Source organism: Rhizobium hidalgonense (assembly GCF_002914525.1).
Classification (GTDB): Bacteria; Pseudomonadota; Alphaproteobacteria; order Rhizobiales; family Rhizobiaceae; genus Rhizobium; species Rhizobium hidalgonense.
The window spans coordinates 85,186-103,382 of the sequence record NZ_LODW01000052.1 but is presented as its reverse complement, the minus strand read 5'-3'; the positions used below and the strand labels follow the sequence as shown (position 1 = coordinate 103,382).

Annotated in this window: 16 protein-coding genes; 11 read left to right on the top strand and 5 right to left on the bottom strand. The window is 61.8% G+C overall.

Annotation, left to right across the window (positions count from 1 at the left end):
- Positions 1-7 precede the first annotated feature (7 nt).
- Complete coding sequence (aspA, locus tag ATY29_RS14600) at positions 8-1,435, top strand: aspartate ammonia-lyase (protein ID WP_097536750.1); 1,428 nt, start codon at positions 8-10, stop codon at positions 1,433-1,435.
- A gap of 140 nt (positions 1,436-1,575) precedes the next feature.
- On the opposite strand, the gene ATY29_RS14595 is transcribed toward aspA, so the two are convergent.
- Positions 1,576-2,505: a TauD/TfdA dioxygenase family protein gene (locus ATY29_RS14595; RefSeq protein WP_097536737.1), complete on the bottom strand. Its 930-nt coding sequence runs from the start codon at positions 2,503-2,505 to the stop codon at positions 1,576-1,578.
- A 310-nt stretch (positions 2,506-2,815) separates the two neighbouring features.
- Between ATY29_RS14595 and ATY29_RS14590 the strand changes: the two genes are divergently transcribed.
- Together ATY29_RS14590 and ATY29_RS14585 are read left to right on the top strand one after the other, a co-directional pair.
- A complete protein-coding gene (locus tag ATY29_RS14590) occupies positions 2,816-3,223 on the top strand; it encodes a carboxymuconolactone decarboxylase family protein (protein ID WP_003563880.1) in 408 nt (135 codons plus the stop codon).
- A gap of 266 nt (positions 3,224-3,489) precedes the next feature.
- Positions 3,490-4,311, top strand: coding sequence for a DUF1206 domain-containing protein (locus ATY29_RS14585; RefSeq protein WP_097536736.1), 822 nt, complete (start codon positions 3,490-3,492; stop codon positions 4,309-4,311).
- A gap of 122 nt (positions 4,312-4,433) precedes the next feature.
- Here the strand turns inward: ATY29_RS14585 and ATY29_RS14580 are convergent, their stop codons facing one another.
- Entirely contained in the window at positions 4,434-5,156 is a 723-nt protein-coding gene (locus tag ATY29_RS14580) for a response regulator transcription factor (RefSeq protein ID WP_003563869.1), read from the bottom strand.
- A gap of 13 nt (positions 5,157-5,169) precedes the next feature.
- Positions 5,170-6,408, bottom strand: a complete 1,239-nt coding sequence (locus ATY29_RS14575) for a GAF domain-containing sensor histidine kinase (protein WP_003563868.1) — start codon at positions 6,406-6,408, stop codon at positions 5,170-5,172.
- A gap of 278 nt (positions 6,409-6,686) precedes the next feature.
- Between ATY29_RS14575 and ATY29_RS14570 the strand changes: the two genes are divergently transcribed.
- From ATY29_RS14570 to ATY29_RS14550, 5 genes are all read left to right on the top strand, one after another.
- Positions 6,687-7,703: an ABC transporter substrate-binding protein gene (locus ATY29_RS14570; RefSeq protein ID WP_003563867.1), complete on the top strand. Its 1,017-nt coding sequence runs from the start codon at positions 6,687-6,689 to the stop codon at positions 7,701-7,703.
- Between the two features lie 72 nt (positions 7,704-7,775).
- Positions 7,776-9,227, top strand: a complete 1,452-nt coding sequence (locus ATY29_RS14565) for a sugar ABC transporter ATP-binding protein (RefSeq protein WP_097536749.1) — start codon at positions 7,776-7,778, stop codon at positions 9,225-9,227.
- Complete coding sequence (locus ATY29_RS14560; protein WP_003563865.1) at positions 9,224-10,171, top strand: ABC transporter permease; 948 nt, start codon at positions 9,224-9,226, stop codon at positions 10,169-10,171. Before ATY29_RS14565 ends, ATY29_RS14560 begins: the two co-directional genes overlap by 4 nt.
- Positions 10,168-11,118, top strand: a complete 951-nt coding sequence (locus ATY29_RS14555) for an ABC transporter permease (RefSeq protein ID WP_097536735.1) — start codon at positions 10,168-10,170, stop codon at positions 11,116-11,118. Before ATY29_RS14560 ends, ATY29_RS14555 begins: the two co-directional genes overlap by 4 nt.
- A gap of 14 nt (positions 11,119-11,132) precedes the next feature.
- On the top strand, positions 11,133-12,047 hold the full coding sequence (locus tag ATY29_RS14550; protein ID WP_097536734.1) for an SMP-30/gluconolactonase/LRE family protein: 915 nt from the start codon (positions 11,133-11,135) through the stop codon (positions 12,045-12,047).
- A gap of 59 nt (positions 12,048-12,106) precedes the next feature.
- Here the strand turns inward: ATY29_RS14550 and ATY29_RS14545 are convergent, their stop codons facing one another.
- Entirely contained in the window at positions 12,107-13,333 is a 1,227-nt protein-coding gene (locus ATY29_RS14545) for an MFS transporter (protein ID WP_097536733.1), read from the bottom strand.
- Between the two features lie 118 nt (positions 13,334-13,451).
- Between ATY29_RS14545 and ATY29_RS14540 the strand changes: the two genes are divergently transcribed.
- Entirely contained in the window at positions 13,452-14,042 is a 591-nt protein-coding gene (locus ATY29_RS14540; protein WP_025418876.1) for a TetR/AcrR family transcriptional regulator, read from the top strand.
- Positions 14,043-14,184: 142 nt separating this feature from the next.
- On the opposite strand, the gene ATY29_RS14535 is transcribed toward ATY29_RS14540, so the two are convergent.
- Positions 14,185-14,367 (bottom strand): hypothetical protein, encoded by a 183-nt coding sequence (locus ATY29_RS14535; RefSeq protein ID WP_003563859.1) that lies wholly within the window; start codon positions 14,365-14,367, stop codon positions 14,185-14,187.
- Between the two features lie 282 nt (positions 14,368-14,649).
- Between ATY29_RS14535 and ligD the strand changes: the two genes are divergently transcribed.
- Together ligD and ATY29_RS14525 are read left to right on the top strand one after the other, a co-directional pair.
- Positions 14,650-15,702, top strand: coding sequence for a non-homologous end-joining DNA ligase (gene ligD / locus ATY29_RS14530; protein ID WP_097536732.1), 1,053 nt, complete (start codon positions 14,650-14,652; stop codon positions 15,700-15,702).
- A 417-nt stretch (positions 15,703-16,119) separates the two neighbouring features.
- Positions 16,120-18,159, top strand: a complete 2,040-nt coding sequence (locus ATY29_RS14525; protein ID WP_097536731.1) for an SPFH domain-containing protein — start codon at positions 16,120-16,122, stop codon at positions 18,157-18,159.
- The last annotated feature ends 38 nt before the right edge of the window (positions 18,160-18,197 follow it).

The window sequence follows — 18,197 nt, the reverse complement described above, 5'->3', positions numbered from 1 at the left end:
TCCAGCCATGACTATCTCTGATATTGCGAAAATCCGCGTCGAGCATGACCTGATCGGCAATCGCGACGTGCCGGCCACGGCCTATTACGGCATCCATACGCTGCGCGCGGTCGAGAATTTCCCGATCACCGGTCAGACCTTGCGTGAATCGGCAGACCTGATTGCGTCACTCGCCGCGATCAAGCAGGCGGCGGCTCAGGCCAATGCAAGCCTCGGCCTTCTGGATCGGGCACGCGCCGACGCCATCATTGCGGCCTGCGTCGAGATCCGTGACGGTGCGCTGCACGACCAGTTCGTCGTTGATCTCATTCAGGGCGGCGCCGGCACCTCGACCAACATGAACGCCAACGAGGTGATTGCAAACAGGGCGCTGGAAATCATGGGATATGGCCGAGGCGATTACCAGCACCTGCATCCGAACGAGCACGTCAATCTCTCGCAATCCACCAACGATGTCTATCCGACGGCGCTGAAGCTCGCCGCATGGATCGGCGTTCACCGTCTCGTCGACGCCATGGCGATCCTGCGCCGGGCATTCGAGGCCAAGGCGATCGAATTTGCCGACGTCCTCAAGATGGGCCGCACCCAGTTGCAGGACGCCGTGCCGATGACGCTGGGGCAGGAATTCGGAACCTATGCGCTGATGCTCGCCGAGGACGAAACGCGCCTCTCCGAAGCGGTCTCGCTGATCCGCGAGATCAACCTTGGCGCAACGGCCATCGGCACCGGCATCACCGCCCATCCTCAATATGCAGCGCTGGTGCGCGAGCGTCTGTCGGATATCGTCGGCGTCGATCTGGTGACCTCACCGGATCTGGTGGAGGCGACGCAGGATTGTGGATCCTTCGTACAGCTTTCGGGCGTCCTCAAGCGCGTGGCGGTCAAGCTGTCCAAGACCTGCAACGACCTGCGGCTTCTGTCCTCGGGGCCGCGCGCCGGATTGAACGAGATCAATCTGCCTGCGCGGCAGGCCGGCTCCTCGATCATGCCCGGCAAGGTGAACCCGGTGATCCCGGAAGTCGTCAACCAGGTCGCTTTCGAAGTGATCGGCAATGATGTGACAATCACCATGGCAGCGGAGGCCGGCCAGCTTCAGTTGAACGCTTTCGAGCCGGTGATCTTCTATTGTCTCTACCGCAGTCTCAGCCACCTGACCAATGCCTGCCTGACACTCGAAGCCAATTGCATTCAAGGCATTACCGCCAACCGTGACCGGTTGCGGCAGACAGTCGAGCAGTCGATCGGCATCGTGACGGCATTAAACCCCTATATCGGCTATCGCAACGCCACGGAGGTCGCGCTTGAAGCGCATCATTCCGGACGGGGCGTCTACGAAATCATTCTCGAACGCGGTCTGATGCAGAAGGAGCACCTCGATGCGGTGCTGCGCCCAGAAACGCTGACCCGGCCGAGCGAGAAGCTTTCCTTCTCGTAAGACGAGCGGCTCATTTAACCCGCGGGCTTCTTGCGGAAGGCGGACCCGGTTGCGTCCGCTATCTGCGCTACAAGGATGTCAACCGGCACATGAAGCTTGGGTCTCGCTTCATGTGCCGGGCAATACTTATCTGCGTATGATCACGCCGCCTTTGCTTTCGGCTTGGCCGCCTTGACATGGGTTATGCTGCGGCGGCCGTCGATGCTGACTGGGACATCGCCGTCGACAGTGGCGCGGCGCACCACCCGGTGCTGGTCGCCATAGTCGTTGACGGCATAGTGCTGGGTCGCACGATTGTCCCAGATCGCGACATCCCCGGCTTTCCAGCGCCAGCGCACGGTATTTTCGGGGGCGGTGACGTAGGATTGGAACACCTCGTAGAGTTTGGCGGAGTCGCCCTTCGACAGCCCGACTAGGCGTTGCACGAAATTGCCGAGCAGCAGCGATCTCTCGCCGGTTTCCGGATGGACACGCACGACCGGATGCTCGGTCTCGTAGATTGTCGAGGTGAAAACCTCTTCGAAGTGCTTTTTCTCTTCGGCGGTGGCGCGAGGGCGTACGGCCGCGTAGTCATAGGCATTGCTGTGAATGGCCCATAAATTATCCACCAGCAATTTGAGCGGCGCCGGTAGACTTTCGTAGGCAGCATGGGTGTTGGACCAGATCGTGTCGCCGCCGGCCGCCGGAATGACGACGCCGCGAAGGACCGAGAATTTGGGGTAGGCATCGACGAAGGTGACGTCGGTGTGCCACTGATCAGCCCGGCCGCCGCCGCGGCTGGAATCGAGGTTGAGGATAGAAGCCGTGCCAGCGACCGGTCCCTGGGTTGGATGAGGCACGAGATCGCCGAGGCGGCGTGCGAAAGCTTCCTGTTCAGAATCCTCAAGATGTCCCTGATCGCGGAAGAAGATGACCTTGTGTTTCAGGAGAAGCTGGTTGATGGCGGCTACTTGCGCGTCCGAAAGATCCCCGCCAAGACGGATCCCTCTGATTTCGGCGCCGACGCGGCCGGTCAGCGGCACGACATCGGACTCGGGAATGATCTGATTGACGAGGACCGGATTGCTCATGGAAATCTCCTGTTGATGTAAAGAAGTCGGCAGGTCATTTGCGCCCGAAGAAGCATTTCCCGGGCGTTTAAGCCTCATCGCTGAAATCGACGGGGCTATGAAACCGTATAATCTATAAAATCAGTAGACAATATTTCTAATTTTGACTGTTTTCCTGAAACACCAGCCTTCGATTTCCTCGCGGGACGGGGAAGGTTGGTGGCCATTGTCGTTTCTTCGTATCTTCCGCCGGCAGTGTCTGATCGCCGGGCAATTTCACCGCGGCGAAGAAAAGATCATGGTGCATCGGCACACCGGAAAGGAAAAATCGATGGCAACAGTCAAACTTCTGTCGGATCAACAGGCCGCAGCCATTCCAGCCGTGCAAGCGGTGTTCGATGACATCAGGGCGACACGCAAGACCGCTTTCATCAACAATTTCTGGCGCGCTCTTGCAAACGATCCGGCAAATCTCAAGCGGGTATGGGAAACGCTCAAATCGGTCATGATGGTCGAGGGCACGATCGATCCGTTGACGCGCGAGATGATCTACATTGCAGTGTCAACGGCCAATGCTTGCCAGTACTGTGTTCAATCTCACACCGCCGCCGCCCGTGTGCGAGGGATGAGCGATGCCCAACACGGCGAACTCCTGACGATCATCGGTCTTGCCGCGCAGACAAATCATCTCGCCCTCGCCATGCAGGTTCCGCCAGATCCCGAGTTTGAGGTGCGATAAGAAACAACGGACTGGTGCGCGCATGCCGCCCGCCACTGCGATCAACGCCATCTGCAATACCCCCTCTTAAGTGCGGGAGGTACAATTTCTGGAAGAAGGTTAATTCAACTTTAAATTGCAAAGTGGCGTAATCTATCTTATGGAACTTATGCCGTTCGTGACGGTGAGCCATCGCGTTGCCCGGTCAACAAAGGAAGATCCACCCAGCAAACTTTCGGAAGGCTGGCGCGTTAATCTCGCGCACCGGCGACGGATAGGAAATGCTGATGACTAAAGGCCTTCGATTTGATCTGCTCGCCAAAGGCGGTTACACCGCGCGCGGTGTCGTATTTCTCCTGATAGCGGGGCTGGCGCTCTTCTCCGGCGTCGCTGGCGGCCGGCCCGAAACGAAATCGGCGCTCTCGACGCTGCTTGCGCAGCCGTTCGGTCGTGTCTGGGTCGGAATCATTGGTCTCGGACTTCTCGGCTTTGTCGCCTGGAGGCTGGCCCAGTCCCTGGCAGATAGCGATGGCCACGGGAAAGACGCAAAGGCATTGGTGATCCGGGCAGCACTCCTTGGCAGCGCCATCACCTATCTCGGGCTTGCCGGATATGCACTGGGTCGTGCCCTGTTCTTCGGCGGAGGCAGCGAAGGTTCCGGCGAGAAGGGTTTTGCGGGATGGATCATGTCGCAGCCGTTCGGGTCCTACCTTGCGATCGCCGTTGGCGCCGGTTTTGTCATCGGCGGCATCGTGACTGTCGCAAAGGGCATCAGCCGGAAGTTTGAGCGCTACGTCAAGATACCGGACAGCAAGGGTATCGTGACATGGATATGCGTTTACGGTCTCGTCGCCCGCGGCATGGTGTTCGCCATCACCGGCGTGCTTTTTGCCTATGCAGGCTTCCGGGTGGATCCGCAACAGGCCGGCAGCATGGGCGACGCCTTGGAATGGGTCCGCCAGCTTCCGTTTGGAGCCTTCCTCTACATCGCCGTTGCCGCTGGATTGGCAGCCTTCGGACTATACAATCTTGTCGAGGCACGATACCGCGTCATTTCGGGCCCATCCTTGGCAGAGGCCAAGCGTTCAATTCCGCTGCCTGGCTCATGATGCCGCGTTTCGGAGGTTGACTCGAACGTGAGAACGACGCTGTAACGGTTTGAATTGCTGATTATTTCTATGCAGCCTGGCTCCCTTGAAAGCCATCGCATGATCCGCGTGGAGCCGCGGATCTACTTTCCGTCAAGCCATTCCTGCAGCTCCGCCTCGGCCCGCTCCAGGGCGCTATAGTTCAGCAGCTTGCGCAGGAAAGCGACCGTGATGGCGCGGGCGCGGAGATTGAAACGACCGTCTTCGTGGTCGTCGCCGGCGCTCTGGTAGACGTCGAGCTTGTCGTAGAGCTGCTGCAGGCGGTTCTGCACGCTGCGCAGCGACAGGCCCCGGCGTTTGGCGATCGCCCGGTCGGTGAGGCCGAGCGCGATATCGACGAGAATCTCGTATTCGGAATCGGTAAAGCCGTTCGTCTGGCCAAGGCTCTTCTGCTGCAGGCCGCGCACCTCGCGGTCGATGACGCACTGGCTCTCGATGAAGATCGAGCGCAGCGCAAGCTTCAGCCGCTCGTCGGAAGCGGATTTCAGCACGTAGCCGTAGGCTGCGCCATCCGGCACGATGCGCGAGACGCCGCGCACATAGGCCTCGTCAGAATAATTCGACCAGAACAGGATGCGGGTCTCCGGCCGCTCCTTCCAGATGGTGCGCGCCGCCTCGATGCCGTTGCGGTTCGCCATCTGCAGGTCCATGACGATATGCGCCGATTTGTGGTCGCGGGCGAGCTTCTCGCCGACTGTTCCGTTCTCGGCCTCGATCACCGTGTCGCATTCCGGCAGGGCCGCGTTGACCGCCTCGTGCAGGTAGGAGCGGTGCAGAGGGTCGTCCTCGACGATCAGAACCTTCATTGCGCCCTTCTCCTCAGTTCGGCTCGTTCGCCGGGTCGTGCGGGTGAAGCGGCAGCACGACCCGCACCACGGTTCCGCGATTGTTGTGGCCTGGCCCGGTCGCAAAGCGCGCCGAGATCAGCCGCGCCCGGGTCTTCATATTGTCGATGCCGCCGCCGATCCGGCCCCGCGCCTTGGCGAGGCCGCTGCCATCGTCGGAAATTTCGATCGACAGCCGCTCGTCGTCGGCCTCGAGCCGTACCGTCACGGTGAGCGGCGCGGCATGGCGCACCGCATTGTTGATGGCCTCCTGGGCAATCCGGAACAGCGCGACGCTGACGGTCGGTTCCAGCCGCTCCAGCGCGCCGTGCGTCTCGTCGACGAGGCCCCATTCGATGGCCGACCCGCTATCGCGGGTCGATCGGTCGAGATGATGCTCGATCGCCTGGGAAAGCCCGAAGAGCTGCAGCACGGAGGGTTTTGCCTGTTCGATGATCTGCCGCAGATCCTGCATGCAATGCTGCAGCGAACGCGAGACCGGCTCCAGCGCCTCGGGCGCCACCTCGCCGTTGCGCGACAGCCGATCGATCCGGCGGGCGAGCCGCGTCAGATCGGCGAGCGTCTGGTCGTGCAGGTCCATGCCGATGCGTTGGCGTTCCTGCTCCAGCGCTTCGGTCAGCTTCAGCGCGCCTTGCCGCAGTCCCTCCTCGCGGGCGCGGGCCTCCGCCTCGACGATGGCCGAGCGTTGCGCCTGCTCGGCCGCCTGCAGCGCGAAGAAATAGGGTGTCAGCAGGTCGGCGATGATGCGGGCGCGTTCGATATCTTCCATTGTATAGACGCCAGCCGTCTGCGACGAACAGGAAAGTGCGGCGATGATCGTGCCCTGCACCTTCATCGGCACATGCAGGCGGCTTCTCAGTGACTGTTCGACGATCGGCCGCTTGAATGCGCCCTCGAAGTGGAAACGCGGATCGGTCATGGCATCGTCCGTCAGCAGAAAGTCCACCTCGCCCCGCAGCAGCGAGCGGATCGGGCTGTTGACGACAGGCGCGCCGGCAATCTCGCCCCAAGCGGTCTCGATGCCGGTCTCATAAGCCGTGTGATAGCTGCCGCCTTCGAGCAGCACGCAGACATCGAGATGGTCGTGCGGGATGATGTGAGCGACCTCGGCCGCGACGGAGCGGATGGCCGAGCGGAAGTCGAGCTGACCCGCGAGCAGCCGGGAAATGCCGAGATAATGGTCGAACAGGGCTGCCGGTGCACGATGCAGCATTGTCAGTTCCTCCCCGTCACGGCAGGCTCCTCAACCCGCCGTGATCGTTTCCCCAGTAAGCGCCCGCAAATGGGTCGCCGTCTTGCGTAAACCCGCAGCTTGTTGCGCAAAACCCGCAAACGACTTGCCGCCTTGCCCCTGTACAGGTCGGCCGATCTCCCGCATCCTGCCCTTACTGAGAGGAGGAAGCTCAGTGCAAGAACAATTTTCATTCGAGGCCGTTTGAGGCGGCAGAGTGAAGCGATCCGCCGACCGGCGCGATCATCAGGGAGGAAGACATGACAATCCGTAAGATGCTTCTGGCATCGGCCGCTATTGCTTGCGCCGCCATGCCCGTTTCTGCCTTTGCCGACACTTCGGCTAAGAAGATCGCCCTTTCCAACAACTATGCCGGAAACTCCTGGCGCCAGGCCATGCTGACGAGCTGGGGCAAGGTGACCGGCGAAGCCGTGAAGGCCGGCACCGTTGCCGCCGCCGATCCTTTCACCACCGCCGAGAACCAGGCGACGGAACAGGCGGCGCAGATCCAGAACATGATCCTGCAGGGCTATGACGCCATCGTGCTGAACGCCGCCTCGCCGACGGCGCTGAACGGCGCGGTCAAGGAAGCCTGCGACGCCGGCATCACCGTCGTCTCATTCGACGGCATCGTGACCGAACCCTGCGCCTGGCGCATTGCCGTCAACTTCAAGGAAATGGGCCGCAGCGAGGTCGAGTACCTGTCGAAGAAACTTCCGGAAGGCGGCAACCTGCTCGAGATCCGCGGCCTTGCCGGTGTCTTCGTCGATGACGAGATCTCGGCCGGCATCCATGACGGCGTCAAGCAGTTCCCGCAGTTCAAGATTGTCGGCTCGGTTCACGGTGACTGGGCGCAGGACGTGGCGCAGAAGGCCGTTGCCGGCATCCTGCCCAGCCTGCCCGACATCGTCGGCGTGGTGACGCAGGGCGGTGACGGTTATGGCGCCGCACAGGCGATCGCCGCGACCGACCGGAAGATGCCGACCATCATCATGGGCAACCGCGAAGACGAGTTGAAGTGGTGGAAGGAGCAGAAGGACGGCAAGGGTTACGAGACCATGTCCGTGTCGATCGCACCGGGCGTCTCGACTCTTGCCTTCTGGGTCGCCCAGCAGATCCTCGACGGCAAAGAGGTGAAGAAGGATCTCGTCGTGCCTTTCCTGCGCATCGACCAGGACAATCTTGAAACGAACCTCGCCAATACTCAGGCCGGCGGCGTCGCCAATGTGGAATACACGCAGGCAGACGCGATCAAGGTCATCGAGTCGGCAAAATAACTCTCCCGGCGACTGTCGCGCGGGCCAAAAATGGCCGCGCGGCAGTCCTTCCGAGCAGATGTGGCGGGCAGCATGAATGAGGTTTTGAAGGCGGTGATTGCCGTCGATGGCGCCAGGGTGAGCTTCGGCGCGGTCAGGGCGCTCGACGGCGTCACGCTTAGTGTCATGCCGGGCGAATGCGTCGGGCTCGTCGGCCACAATGGCGCCGGCAAATCAACGATCGTCAGCGTCATCAACGGCGGCCTCACACCACATGAAGGAAGTGTCGCGAGCGACGGCCAACGGCTGGAGCGCTATGGTATCAACGCGGCGCGCGCCCGCGGCGTGCGCTGCGTCTTCCAGGAGCTTTCGCTCTGTCCCAACCTTTCCATCGTCGAGAACACACGCGTCATGCATCGCCATCTCGGTGGCTTCGGCTGGCGCAGGCGCGCCGCCAATATCATCGAGAAGAGCCTCGACACCGTCTTCCCCGGCCATGGCATCGACAGTGGCCGAGCCGTGGGCGATCTCTCGATCGCCGAGCGGCAGATGGTCGAGATATCAATGGCCTTTTCCAACGCCGGCACGCCGCCGCGGCTGGTGATCCTCGACGAACCGACCTCGTCACTCGATGCGAGCCTTGCCCGGCAGATGCTCGACCATGTCCGCCGCTTCATCGCCGCCGGCGGGGCGGTGATCTTCATCTCGCATATCCTGCACGAGATCCTCGAAACCTCCGACCGCATCGTCGTCATGAAGGACGGCCGCGTCGTCGCCGAACGTCCGGCTGACCGATTTGACCATCACGGCCTCGTCGAAGCGATGGGCACCGTTGCGAAGGAGGAGAGTCGGCCACGCTCGGCGCGCGAACGATCCACCGCCCCGCTCACTCTGTCGCATCCGACGAAAGGTCTTCCTTTCACGGCGCGCAAGGGCGAGATCATCGCGCTGGCGGGGCTGGCCGGCCACGGGCAGACCGAACTGCTGCTCGCTTTGCACGCCGCCCAGTCCGGCAACTGGCTGCCGGAGCGCGATCCGCTCGTCACCTTTGTCGCCGGCGACCGCCGCCTCAACGGCGTCTTCGAACTGTGGAGTATCCTGCGCAACTTCTCCATCGCCTCGCTCGGTGATCTCACGCGCCGAGGCCTCATCCTTGCAGGCGAAGAGGTGACAAAAGGCGCCGACTGGCGGCGGCGGATCGAAATCCGCACGCCCGATATGGCAAACCGCATCCTGTCGCTTTCCGGCGGCAACCAGCAGAAGGTGCTGTTCGCCCGCGCCCTTGCGACGCGCGCGCCTGTCGTGCTGATGGACGATCCGATGCGCGGCGTCGATGTCGGCACCAAGCAGGAGGTCTATGCCATCATCCGCGAGGAAGCGGCGCGCGGCCGCACCTTCATCTGGTACTCGACGGAGATGGACGAGGTCCGCCTCTGCGACCGCGTCTACGTCTTCCGCGAAGGCCGCATCACCGCCGAACTCGCCGGTGATGCCGTCAACGAGACAAGTATCATCGCCGCTTCCTTCGAAGGGGTCGCCGCATGACGTTCCGGCCTTCGTCCGACGCCTTGCGTCTTGCTATTCCCGCTTTGTCGCTGACCCTGCTGCTCGCCGCCGTCTTCTGGCTGCAGCCACGCGCCATGAGCTATGTCGGGCTCAATCTGCTGTTCAATCTGGCAGTGCCGATCGCGCTTGCGACGATCGCCCAAATGCTTGTCATGGCGGTCAACGATCTCGATCTGTCGATGGGCACCTTCGTCAGCTTCGTCGCCTGCGTCACTGCGACCTTTCTGCGGGATGCCCCCGCGATTGGCGTGCTGATCCTTGCCGGTGCGATCGCGATCTATGCGGGCCTCGGCGTCGTCATCCATCTGCGCAACCTGCCGTCCATCGTCGTCACCCTCGGCATGAGCTTCGTCTGGGGCGGCCTTGCCGTGCTGCTGCTACCGGCACCCGGCGGCCAGGCGCCGGATTGGGTGCGTTCTCTGATGACCGTCAAGCCGCCGCTGGCGCCGATGGCGATCGTCGCCAGCGTTGCCATCGCCGTCGTCGCCCATATCCTCGTCATGCGCTCCTCGCTCGGCGTGCTGATCCGCGGCATTGGCGGCAACCAGCGCTCGGTCGAGCGCGCCGGCTGGTCGATTGTCGGAGCGCGGGCCATCGCTTATGGGCTTGCCGGCTTCTTCGCCGTGCTTGCCGGCATCGCCCTCGTCGGCCTGACCACCTCGGCCGATGCCAATATCGCGCTGCGCTACACCCTGCTGTCGATCGCCGGCGTGATCCTCGGCGGCGGCGAGTTCATCGGCGGCCGCGTCTCCCCTGTCGGGGCCGTCATCGGCGCGCTGACGCTGACGCTCGCCGGCTCGTTTCTGTCCTTCCTGCGAATCTCGCCCGACTGGCAGATCGGCGCCCAGGGGGCGATCCTCATCATCGTGCTGGCGCTTCGCCTGATGCTGAACCGCCTGGAGAAGCGGGAGAAACGCCGATGAGCGCGCTGTTTCGCCTTTTCGGGAGACCCTGGATCTGGTCGTGGCTCGCCGCCTTCGTGGTCTGGTTCCTGACGATCATGGTGACGCTCGGGGCGAGCGCGCTCGGCCTGTCGCAGGCAGCCCTCACATTCGCCGCCTTCTCGGTCATCGTCGGCATCGGCCAGATGTTCGTCATCACGCTCGGTCCCGGCAATATCGACCTCTCGGTCCCCGCCACCATGACGCTTTCCGGCACGGTGGCGCTGAAGCTGATGAATGTCGAGAACGGCCTGATCCTGCCCGGCCTTCTCGTCGCCCTCGTCATCGGCCTTGCCGTCGGGCTCGGCAATTATGCGCTGATCAAGGTGCTGCGCATTCCGCCGATCATCGCCACGCTTTCCATGAGTTTCATCGTCCAGTCCGCCGCGATCTGGACGAACCGGGGCTTGCGCATCAAGCCCCCGAGCATGCTTGCGGAGTTCACCACGTCGAACACGCTCGGCGTGCCGAATGTGGCGATCGCCGCACTGCTCATCTCGCTGCTCGCCTGGTTCCTGCTGGAGAAGACGATCTACGGGCGCTGGATCTCGGCGATCGGTCAGAGCATGCCGGCCGCGCGCATGGCCGGCATACCGGTCGACGGCACGCGCTTCGTCACCTACCTGTTTTGCGCCGTGCTCGCGTCGGTCGCAGGCTATCTGCTCGCCTGTTTCTCCGGCGGCGCGGCGCTCAACATGGGTTCGGAATATCTCCTGATGTCGATCGCCGTCGTGGTGATCGGCGGCACGGCGGTCGCCGGCGGTGATTCCAACGTGCCGGGCATCTGGGGCGCCTCGCTCTTTATGTTTTTGGTCGTCTCCATGCTCAACACCTACGGGGTCGGCGCGGGCATCCGCCTGATCATGACCGGCCTCATCATCATCAGTGTCATCATGCTTGCCGGCGGCCGCCGGGCCGGTATGCGATAAACGGGAAGACCGCTATGGCCGAGGCCAGTATCTACGAAATCCATGACCCGCGTTTCCGGCAGATGATCGTGGCGAGCGCCGGTCTCGACGAGCTTTATTCCGGCTGCCGCTGGGCCGAAGGTCCGGTCTGGTTCAACGATGCCAACCAGCTGCTTTGGAGCGATATTCCCAACCAGCGCATGCTGCGATGGACACCGGAGAGCGGCGTCTCCGTCTACCGGCAACCCTCCAATTTCGCCAACGGCCATACGCGCGACCGGCAGGGACGGCTGATCTCCTGCGAACATGGCGGGCGCCGCGTCACCCGCACCGAGGTCGATGGCTCGATCACCGTGCTCGCCGACCGTTTCGAGGGCGTCAGGCTCAATTCGCCGAACGACGTGGTGGTGAAATCGGACGGCGCGATCTGGTTCACCGATCCCACCTACGGCATCATGTCGGACTATGAAGGCTATCGCGCCGTGCCGGAGCAGCCGGCCCGCAATGTCTACCGGCTCGACCCGGCGACCGGGGCGCTTGCGGCTGTCGTCACGGATTTCATCCAGCCGAACGGGCTTGCCTTCTCGCCCGACGAGACAATTCTTTACGTAGCGGATTCGGCGGCAAGCCATGATGAAAGCCTGCCGCGCCACATCCGCGCCTTCGACGTGATCGATGGCAGCAGGCTCACAAACGGCCGGGTCTTCTGCCTGATCGACAATGGCATTCCGGACGGCATCCGCACCGACGTCAACGGAAACCTCTGGTCGAGTGCTGCCGATGGCGTGCATTGCTTCGACCCGACAGGCAAGCTGATCGGCAAGATCCGCGTGCCGCAAACCGTCGCCAACCTCACCTTCGGTGGGCCTAAGCGCAACCGGCTGTTTATCGCGGCGACGCGGTCGCTTTATTCGGTCTATCTCGCAGTCAGCGGTGCTCAGCTGCCGTGAGGTTGGGGTGGTCGGGTTGAGGGGATTCGCCTGTCGGGCAAGCGCCAGCCGCCTTCTTCCTACTGCGCCGGCTCCAGCATCGCGCAATCTTCCCCGTCGGTGCACTCTCCCGAGAGTGTGCGCTGACCGAGCGCAATGATAAGGACGGTCGCGGCCCCGGCCGCCGTAGACACCCAGAATCCGCTCTCGGCACCGTAGCTATCGACCACCCAGCCCGAGACGAAGGCGCCGAGCGCCATGCCGATGCCGATGCCGGTCATCACCCAGGTGACGCCCTCCGTCAGCACCGATTCCGGCACACGACGCTCAATCAGTCCGAAGGCCGTAATAAAGGTCGGCGATATCGCGATGCCGCTGACGAAGACGGCGATAGCAAGCAGGGGCACCGAGCTGCCGGCAACGAGCAGCGGCAGGGAGGTCAGTGCGAGAGTGGCGACAGCGATCAGCAACTGACGGTGCAAGGGGATGCGCAGATTAAGCGCGCCGAGGGTCAAACCCAACAGGAAAGAACCGAGGGCATAGACCCCGATGACCAGGCTTGCCGCATTCGGCTGACCGAGCTCCTTGGTGATGGCGACAACACTCACTTCAGCGGTTGCAAAGATCGCGCCGACGAAGATGAGCGCGAGGGTGATGATCTGCACCGGCCGTTGGCGGATCGCCGAGCCAGCCGAAGCCGCGCCGGCGACATGGCGCACCTTCGGTTCGGTGCCGCGCTGCACGATGAAAGCGGCCGTCCCAAGCGCCAGAAAAGCTGTGCTCACCATCATGCCGGCTTCCGGGAATAGGGCGACGGCCAGCCCAACCGACAACGAGGCGCCGGCGATATAGACCAGTTCGTCCGCGGCACTTTCGAACGCGAAGGCGGTGTTGAGTTCGGGCTGGTTGCGAAAGAGCTCCGTCCAGCGCGCCCGCATCAGTGCCGGAATGCTCGGCATGGCTGCCGCGAGGAAGGCTGAGGCAAAGAGGGTCCACACCGGCCAGTTCTGGTTGGCCGCGGCGATCAGCGCGATGAATGCCAGCACTGACACGATGGTTGCGGGAACGACCACTGCCGTCTGGCCCAGCCGGTCAACCGCTCGCGAAATCTGCGGCGAGATCACTGCATTGGTGAGCGCATAGGTCGCCGACACGGCGCCCGCCAGCCAATATTCGCCACGTGCCTGCGAAAGCATGGCGACGATGCCGATCGGCGCCATGGCAATGGGAAGGCGTGCGAAAAAGCCAGCGACCGAGAAGCCCTTGGCCCCAGGTGCCGCGAATATTTGTCTGTACGGATTTGACATGCGACGATCCTTCCAGCTATCGGATAGAACACTTATATACGGAGCGTATGTGTTTAGATAGGGCATACGTCCCGTATGTCAATGAAAAAGATACGCGGCGTATGCCAATGGAGAAGCCATGCGCAAACCGCGCCAGAAGATGATCGCAGAGACCCGCGGCAAACTTATCGCAGCCGGACGGCGTGCCTTTGGCACGATCGGTTACGCGGAAGCCTCGATGGACGATTTCACCGGCGAAGCGGGATTGACGCGTGGGGCCCTTTATCACCATTTCGGGGACAAGAGGGGCCTGCTAAAGGCCGTGATCATGGAAATCGATGCGGAAATGACCGAACGGCTGAACGAGGTCTCGGCCGCCGCTCCCACGCGCTGGCAGGGTTTTGTCGACGAGTGCTCCGCTTATATCGAAATGGCACTCGAGCCCGAAATCCAGCGTATCATGTTTCGCGATGGCCCGGCTGTCCTCGGCGACATCTCGCAATGGCAGAACACCCCCGGCTGCATCGCCGCCCTCTCCCGCAGCCTCGACCGCCTCAAGGCCGATGGCGAGATCATCGACATCGACACCGAAACCGCCGCCCGCCTGATCAATGGCGCCAGCAGCCATATGGCGCTGTGGATCGCCAATGCGGAGAATCCAGAGGCGGTCTCGAAGCGGGCAGTTGCAGGGTTCAAAGCTATGCTGGGGAGCCTCCGCAGGCAGCAGTGAAGTGTTCGATTTCTCGTTCAGGCGAACGGCCGATCGGCTACGGCGCCCGGACGGGATCCGCACCGCAGCGAATGGAGCCCCTGGCCGACCGCCGAGATCTACGCGCGGATTCGCCTTCCGCTACCCCAGCGCACCATGCTTGTCAGTGCTTGACGGTCCGATCGCCGCGGTCGCCCTCGCCCGGCTTTGCCTTGGTCTTCGCCGTCTGGCGACGATCGGCCGCCAGTGAGCGGCCGACATCGTCGCTTTCCTTGAATTGCCCCTTTTCACTACGGCGGACATAGCGTTTGTCGGTGCCGGTATCGATGAGTTCGCGCTTGGTCATGTCATTCGTTCCTATGGTGCCGTCTGACTAGAACGCGCGTCGCGGCAAAAAGATGCATGGAATCAAGACGATCTCACGCCGGTTCATTCTGGCGGCGCCTATGCCGTAAGTCATTGAATTTTGATTCGTTTCGACGCGGAACAATCCGCCGGTCGATTGGGTTGACTCGCACCGCTTGCCTCAGGAGTATGATGACATGGTCGCCTCGCCAGCGAGTTGGAAAGGCTGCATCAATCTTCGAGAAGAGACTGCAGACCGGTTCGGGAAGGGCAAACATTATTCATGACACGTTCTCGCCGCCCCTCATTGCCCTTCCTCAACGAGTCCAACGCGACGCTGCAGTCCCGTCCGCTCCGCAAGCGTGATCCTGACCAACCAAGCCTGCCGTTCGACCCAATGCCTACAAGGATCGAGCCATGCCTTGCGCTGCTGAAGCCCAATGTGCCGCTGGGGTCGGATTGGCTGTACGAGGTGAAATGGGACGGCTACCGGCTTGCGATCCATATCGAGCCAAAGGGCGTCCGGGTCATCACGCGTGGCGGCCATGACTGGACCGACCGCTTTCCCGCCATCGCTGCGGCAGCAAAAGAACTGGGCGTGACCACCGCCATTCTGGACGGGGAGGCGGTGGTGTTGGACGATCATGGCCGATCGGATTTCGGCGCGTTGCAACGTTCGCTCGGCGGTCGAGGCGGCAAGCGGGCTTCGACCGAGTCCAGACTCTACGTCTTCGATCTTTTGTATCTCGATGGGCATGACCTCACAGGCACCGAGCTCGCCGTGCGCCGCCACCTTCTTGAAGACCTGATACCAGGCGGCGATGGGACGATCCGCTTTTCCGAAGAACTGGATCTGCCGGCCGAAGACCTGCTCGAGCACGCCTGCCATCATCGGCTGGAAGGCATTATCGCCAAGCATCGCGATCGGCCCTACAGCAGCGGCCGCACCGGCGACTGGCTGAAGATCAAATGCATTGAGAGCGAGAGCTTCATGATTGTCGGTTACGAACAATCGGCATCCGCCCGCGGCGGCATCGGCAGTCTGCTGCTCGCTGGCAGGAAGGGTTTCGACTGGATTTACGCTGGGGCGGTTGGGACCGGTTTCACCGCCAGGGATGCCGAGCAGTTGAAAAAGACCCTCGACAAGTTGAAGACGAACCAGCCGGTCGTTACCCTGAAGGGCAAGCGCTTCGTCTTCGTGCAGCCGACCCTCATCGCCGAGATCGAGTTCCGCGGCTGGACCGATGACGGCAGTCTTCGTCACGCCTCGTACAAGGGACTGCGCGAAGTCCAGGACAACGCGGCCGTATTTGACATGAGCGGTTTCGCCGGTTGAGGACAATACGGCGACGGCATCCGGATGGAGGCAATTACCAATATTATCGCCAAATGCCGGCCGAAACAAACGAGCAGCAACGGCCTAATTCAGTAGAATTGAATGCTCGAAATATCGAAATCGTTGGAAGTACTTGCTCGATTTCCGCATCCAACATCTTTAAACCTGTAGGCGCAATCCTTACGTCCTCCATCGTCATGTCTACCAAGGCGACACCGATGTAAGAGCATTCACGACCACGCCGCCCCTTATTGGGGACTCGGGACGCGCGGTCATTTTTCCAGACAATGAGCAGCCCAAGCGTTCGATACACCCTGAGTGCGTCGAGCCAATTAGGCGCGTCATCTCCCCTTCTTATCCAATAACAACCGGGCGGCCACCGGGTGGATGAACCCGTGCGCCCATACGAGAAAAAAGATGGAAAACCTGCAATATCTTGGCCCGATGGGGTGGAGGGTGATCGTTTTCGCCGTCCCGGTCATTGTGGTGGTACTCCTGTTCTGGTGGAGCGGCGTGATCCGCTATATCCCGAACGACCGGCTCGGCATTCTCGAAAAGCTGTGGAGTTTTCGCGGCTCCGTCGAGACCGGCTTCATTGCGCTCTACGGTGAGGCCGGCTTCCAGCCGGAAGTCGTGCGCGGCGGCCTGCATGTCTTCATGCCGTTCCAGTATTCGATGCATCGCGCCAATCTCGTCACCATTCCGCAGGGCCAGATCGGCTATGTCTTCGCCCGTGACGGCGAACCGTTGCCGCCGACCCAGACACTGGCCTCGAATATCGATGCCGATGATTTTCAGGATGTGCGCAGCTTTCTGACCAAGGGTGGCCAAAAAGGGCCACAGCGCAAGATCCTGCGCGAAGGCACCTATGCCATCAATCTCGCGCAGTTCATCGTACTGACCGCGCAATCGACCTATGCCGTCAACTTGAACGCGTTGGAACAAAAGCTGTTTGCCGACATGTCGACTTTGATCAGCGAGCGGAACGGTTTCGAGCCCGTCGTCATCCATGACGCCGAGGACCTGATCGGCATTGTCACCATCCATGACGGTCCGGCGCTGCCGGATGGCGAGATCATCGCGCCGACCGTTTCCAACAACCCGAAAGATCCGAACTTCCACAACAATTTTCAGGATCCGGAGAAGTTTCTCAATGCCGGCGGTTATCGCGGCCGGCAATTGCAGGTGCTTGCTGACGGCAGTTATTTCCTCAACCGCATCTTTGCGACCGTCGAACTTGTGGAGAAGACGATCATCGACGTCGGCACGGTGGGTGTCGTCGTCTCCTATACCGGCCGGCGAAGCGCGGATATTTCAGGCCAGTCCTATCGCCATGGCGAGTTGGTCGAGACGGGCGCACGCGGTGTCTGGTCGACGCCGCTTCTGCCGGGCAAATATGCCTTCAACACCTATGCCGGCAATATCATCATCGTGCCGACCACCAACTTCGTGCTCAAATGGATGAAGGAACAGTTCGGCGAACACAGACTGGACGAAAATCTATCCGAAGTGTCGCTGATCACCAAGGATGCGTTCGAACCCGTGCTGCCGCTCTCGGTCGTCGTGCATATCGACTATATGAAGGCGCCGCTGGTGGTGCAGCGCTTCGGCGATATCAAACGGCTGGTCGAACAGACGCTCGATCCGATGGTCTCGGCCTATTTCAAGAATATCGCCCAGACCAAGACGTTGATCCAACTGCTGCAGGAGCGCAGCGAAATCCAGCGCAAATCCGGCGACGAAATGCGCGAGAAGTTCGGCTCCTACAGCCTCGAGCTGCAGGAGGTGCTGATCGGTACGCCCCGCGCCAGCAATGGCCAGAACAGCATAGAGCAGATCCTGATCCAGTTGCGCGAACGTCAGATCGCCGTTGAAAAGGTCGAGACCTATAAATTGCAGGAAGCGGCTGCGATCCAGGAGCGCACATTGCGCGAGAAGGAAGCGCTGGCCGAACAGCAGGCCAAGATCACGACATCGGCCCTCACCATCGAGATCAGCGAGAACGAAGGTAAGGCGCAGCTCGCCCGCACCCGCCAGCAAGCCGAGACCATTCAGGTCACCGCCAAGGCCGAAGCGGAAAAGGTCCGGCTTGCAGGCCTTGGCGAGGCCGACCGGATCAAGGCGATCGCACTTGCCGATGCCGAGCGTATCAAGGCCACCGGTCTTGCCGATGCCCAGAAGGTGCGCGCCGTCGGTCTGGCGGAAGCCGAGGCCACCGAGAAGAAGGTCGCGGCCTTCGGCGGTCCGGACTATCAGCTGCATTCCCAGGTGCTGATGCGCTTTGCCGAAGCGATCGAAAACGGCAAGTTGCCGCTCGTGCCGCAGATCCAGGTCGGCGGTGCCGGCGGCGAGAAGGGCGGCGCCAACGGCCTGGTGGAAATGATGCTGTCGATGCTGGTCGCCGACCGGCTTGGACGACAGGGTGCCCCGGCTGCGGTGCCGGCGCAGGCCGAATAAGATTGATTGTGGATGGGCCGGTCATGCCGGCCCATTTT

What these genes read in the sequence shown, in the direction of transcription:
- aspA (WP_097536750.1), top strand. Translation starts at nt 8, where the DNA reads ATGACTATCTCTGATATTGCGAAAATCCGCGTCGAGCATGACCTGATC.
- ATY29_RS14595 (WP_097536737.1), bottom strand. Translation starts at nt 2,505, where the DNA reads ATGAGCAATCCGGTCCTCGTCAATCAGATCATTCCCGAGTCCGATGTC.
- ATY29_RS14590 (WP_003563880.1), top strand. Translation starts at nt 2,816, where the DNA reads ATGGCAACAGTCAAACTTCTGTCGGATCAACAGGCCGCAGCCATTCCA.
- ATY29_RS14585 (WP_097536736.1), top strand. Translation starts at nt 3,490, where the DNA reads ATGACTAAAGGCCTTCGATTTGATCTGCTCGCCAAAGGCGGTTACACC.
- ATY29_RS14580 (WP_003563869.1), bottom strand. Translation starts at nt 5,156, where the DNA reads ATGAAGGTTCTGATCGTCGAGGACGACCCTCTGCACCGCTCCTACCTG.
- ATY29_RS14575 (WP_003563868.1), bottom strand. Translation starts at nt 6,408, where the DNA reads ATGCTGCATCGTGCACCGGCAGCCCTGTTCGACCATTATCTCGGCATT.
- ATY29_RS14570 (WP_003563867.1), top strand. Translation starts at nt 6,687, where the DNA reads ATGACAATCCGTAAGATGCTTCTGGCATCGGCCGCTATTGCTTGCGCC.
- ATY29_RS14565 (WP_097536749.1), top strand. Translation starts at nt 7,776, where the DNA reads ATGAATGAGGTTTTGAAGGCGGTGATTGCCGTCGATGGCGCCAGGGTG.
- ATY29_RS14560 (WP_003563865.1), top strand. Translation starts at nt 9,224, where the DNA reads ATGACGTTCCGGCCTTCGTCCGACGCCTTGCGTCTTGCTATTCCCGCT.
- ATY29_RS14555 (WP_097536735.1), top strand. Translation starts at nt 10,168, where the DNA reads ATGAGCGCGCTGTTTCGCCTTTTCGGGAGACCCTGGATCTGGTCGTGG.
- ATY29_RS14550 (WP_097536734.1), top strand. Translation starts at nt 11,133, where the DNA reads ATGGCCGAGGCCAGTATCTACGAAATCCATGACCCGCGTTTCCGGCAG.
- ATY29_RS14545 (WP_097536733.1), bottom strand. Translation starts at nt 13,333, where the DNA reads ATGTCAAATCCGTACAGACAAATATTCGCGGCACCTGGGGCCAAGGGC.
- ATY29_RS14540 (WP_025418876.1), top strand. Translation starts at nt 13,452, where the DNA reads ATGCGCAAACCGCGCCAGAAGATGATCGCAGAGACCCGCGGCAAACTT.
- ATY29_RS14535 (WP_003563859.1), bottom strand. Translation starts at nt 14,367, where the DNA reads ATGACCAAGCGCGAACTCATCGATACCGGCACCGACAAACGCTATGTC.
- ligD (WP_097536732.1), top strand. Translation starts at nt 14,650, where the DNA reads ATGACACGTTCTCGCCGCCCCTCATTGCCCTTCCTCAACGAGTCCAAC.
- ATY29_RS14525 (WP_097536731.1), top strand. Translation starts at nt 16,120, where the DNA reads ATGGAAAACCTGCAATATCTTGGCCCGATGGGGTGGAGGGTGATCGTT.